At 60.9% G+C, this 2,950-nt stretch carries 5 protein-coding genes; 2 read left to right on the top strand and 3 right to left on the bottom strand.

All coding sequences use genetic code 11. From position 1 onward, the window contains the following. Positions 1-1,255, top strand: a 1,255-nt coding sequence (locus O6929_00870; protein MCZ6478947.1) for a hypothetical protein, incomplete at its 5' end; no start/stop codon positions are given. Positions 1,256-1,353: 98 nt separating this feature from the next. Continuing rightward, positions 1,354-1,560, top strand: coding sequence for a hypothetical protein (locus tag O6929_00865; GenBank protein MCZ6478946.1), 207 nt, complete (start codon positions 1,354-1,356; stop codon positions 1,558-1,560). A gap of 314 nt (positions 1,561-1,874) precedes the next feature. Here the strand turns inward: O6929_00865 and O6929_00860 are convergent, their stop codons facing one another. The 3 genes from O6929_00860 to O6929_00850 all read right to left on the bottom strand — a co-directional run bounded on the left by O6929_00860 (position 1,875) and on the right by O6929_00850 (position 2,922). Continuing rightward, the gene (locus O6929_00860; GenBank protein ID MCZ6478945.1) at positions 1,875-2,177 is read right to left on the bottom strand and encodes a helix-turn-helix domain-containing protein; all 303 of its coding nucleotides are present in this window, start codon (positions 2,175-2,177) and stop codon (positions 1,875-1,877) included. A gap of 91 nt (positions 2,178-2,268) precedes the next feature. Next, entirely contained in the window at positions 2,269-2,463 is a 195-nt protein-coding gene (locus O6929_00855; GenBank protein ID MCZ6478944.1) for a hypothetical protein, read from the bottom strand. Positions 2,464-2,754: 291 nt separating this feature from the next. Next, entirely contained in the window at positions 2,755-2,922 is a 168-nt protein-coding gene (locus O6929_00850) for a hypothetical protein (GenBank protein MCZ6478943.1), read from the bottom strand. Positions 2,923-2,950 lie beyond the last annotated feature (28 nt).

Below are 2,950 nucleotides of genomic sequence, written 5' to 3'. Positions count from 1 at the left end.
TACGGTCCAGCTAGGACTCAAAGACAGCAACAAGCTGACCATTCGTTCTGAGGGGAGAGGGCCGCAGGAGAGCACGAAGGTGGTGGATGTGCGGGTGGAGGTTCGGGACCTGTCGGTCTGGGGGAATGCCGCCTTTCTTGGCGGCAGCGGATCAGGGGCGCGGATCAACGGGAACGTGGTGATCGCCGGCTCGGTCCACATCTTAGGGGAAGGCCTGGGGTCGACCGGCACCGCCGCCGACTTCGGAGGCGGCGGTGGCATCTTCAACTGGTATAACGGGCTCGACGCGATTTTTGCCGGGAGGATCCCGGACACCAATCCTCCCACCCTCGACGCCGAGATCCGGGTGAACGAGGGCCGAATTCTCATGAATAGTGGAAGTGCTCGGGTGGGGAACGCCGCGAGCGACACCGATATCGATGGCAATCCCCTCCCGGTAGGAATCAAGCTACGGATGGACGGGGTCTACGCCAATTACGGCTTTGGCGGGACCAGTGGCGACGCCAACGTCTATGCGGACAACGGGACTGCCGCCAAGTACGATCTCTCGCCCGACATGCCCATTTCCTTCCCCTCCCTGGCTGGCCCTTACGAGGCGTACTTGGATGCCAATTCCTGGGACCCCGTCACAGCGGGGGTTCTTCCCGCCTCGGCGGTGAGTGGCAGCGACATCACGATCTACAAGAACACGGCCAGCTTCATCGTGAGCGGCACCGATGCCAACGGCAATGCGCACCGACTCGAATGGAACAGCACCACCGAGACCTTGACCGTTGAGGGGATCAGCCGCATCCCTGGGAGCATCACCCTGGGGGGCACGACCGGTCCGACCAGGATAGACACCATTAATTACACCACCGGGGCTGTCGGGGGGACCCTGTACGCCAAGCTGGCAGGAGCGGACTGGAGTGAAAATGGCACGGGTGGGGCCCACCAAGTGAGCATCACGCTCAATAGCGACCTCCTGCCGGTGGGGGTCTTCCCGACCGGCGACACTCTCGGGCTGATCGCCAAGGACCGCATCGTGATGGCGCAATCGCAAAACAAGGTCGCGGCGGCGGTCTTTGCCGAAAACCAGGTTCAGATCACCAAGCAGTACCAGGTGGTCGGGACCGTGGTCAGCCGGTTCCTGGACTTGGGGGCCCAGGTCCCGCGCCTGTATCAGATGCCCGATCTCGCAAAGAACCTGCCCCCCGGCATGCCGGGCGGGGGGAGCTTCAACTTCGTCAAGATCCTCTCCTGGCGAGAACTTTAGTGGCATGTCGCCCGAGCGATCCCTGGCCCCAGCGACAGACCAAGGCTGCCGATGGGATTGCCGGTAGCTAGCCCTTGGAGATCGGGAATACAAGCAAGATGGAGGAGCAGAACCGACGGGACAACCAACTGCGGGAAGTCGTGGCGGACTACATCGCGGCGAAGGCTCACGTTCGGGACGAGGCGGCCCTCGTCTGGCTCCTCCAAAGGACAGTGGCCGCACTGCTGACCCTGTACCCGCCGGAGAGGGCCTCAGAGGAAATCCGTCGCCATGTGAACCAGATGCTGTCGGAGCCGAGGCCCTAGGCCATGGGAGCGGTCACAGATCACGACAATCCTCCTACCCCGGTCATAATGTAAAACGCCTTCCCGCAGCATTTTATGCCCGAGAAGGCGTCTGGGTGTTTGACGCGCCGTCGTTTGTGCCGGAGGTGGGCCGGGGGCTATGGTCATCCCGGTTTCCATCTCCGCTTTCCCTGTCAGGGGCTATAGCATCGCCAAAGACGTGGTCGGTGTCAATACCTTGGTGCAATCCCCTTTGGTTGTCGCGGGCAGGCCTTTAAATGCCTGGGAAGGTTACAACTACAAATCCTTTCCCCGGAGGTTACTGGTTGTAATCGTCACTCCTGCGGCCCTAGGCCTCCCCCCTGCATCGGAATTGATTCCCGGCTTTCTCCGAGATAGGCTCTAGCCAGATGGCCTTTTTCTATCACGTACCGCTTCCGCGGGCGATCGTACTCGATAAAAACCCCGGCCTCTTTCAGGGCCCGGAGGTCCCGGTAGATGGTCTTGGTGGTGAACCCCAGCTCTTCGGCGAGGAGATTGGCGTTATAGGCAATGCGACTCCTCACCAGCCGCTCCAGGATCTGGTGACACCGGATGAGCTGCCGCAGTCGCCCCTTGCGCTGATTTCTAATCTCCATGCTCCCTCCTTGGCTGGATCTCCTCCCCACATTCGTACACGGCGGACATCTCAGCGGCTTCGTCATGCCACCATGGCCGGATACCCTGGGGCTAAGAGTCGTCTTCGTCTTCGGTCCATGGCCGTTTCCGTCTCTGTTTTCCTTTGCTCGGCAACGCGACGTCCGGTCCTGGGCTCAGCCCCAGCCGGACCTCCCTGGTCCCGTCTAGGGAGTTGAGAATCACGGCATCTTCTTTGACCGCTTTGACCCGAAACTGACCGCCAAAGACCTCTGTCTCCGGAACCACCAGGACCTCGCCTTCATAGGAAACCTCTGCGCCCTGGGGGGGACTCGCTCGAAGGCGTACCTGTCAAAGAGATGTTGTAGGGTGGTGCTTAGACTTGCGTTAGAATTTTCCAGACGTGCCAATGCGAATTTCTTGGCCCGCACCTGCTCCGATGGTGTGCTCCTCTATTACTGTATAGGCATGGTGAGCACAACTCGTAAAATTTCTAGGTTTTCGATGAAGTTTTACGGGGTACAGCGAGCCGGGTTCGGGGCGCTGAAAGAGCGACTCAGGGGTGAGGAGGAAACCTGCCTACTCATTCAGGAGACGGCGAATCATCGTCTCCATCTCGGCATATCCTCCCTCGCCGATCCGGGTGTAACGGATGGTCCCTTGACGGGTGGGGGAGGGAGGAGCTTTGTCCTGCCGGTGACGGCCAGGCGCGTGCGCCTCTGCGTACTGCCAGCGCCGTGGCATCACCCCCTACCCCCCCGGTAAGCCCCCCTCG

This window comes from Candidatus Methylomirabilota bacterium (genome assembly GCA_027293415.1).
Lineage (GTDB): Bacteria > Methylomirabilota > Methylomirabilia > Methylomirabilales > CSP1-5 > CSP1-5.
This window is presented reverse-complemented; position numbering and strand designations above follow the sequence as displayed.

What these genes read in the sequence shown, in the direction of transcription:
- O6929_00865 (MCZ6478946.1), top strand. Translation starts at nt 1,354, where the DNA reads ATGGAGGAGCAGAACCGACGGGACAACCAACTGCGGGAAGTCGTGGCG.
- O6929_00860 (MCZ6478945.1), bottom strand. Translation starts at nt 2,177, where the DNA reads ATGGAGATTAGAAATCAGCGCAAGGGGCGACTGCGGCAGCTCATCCGG.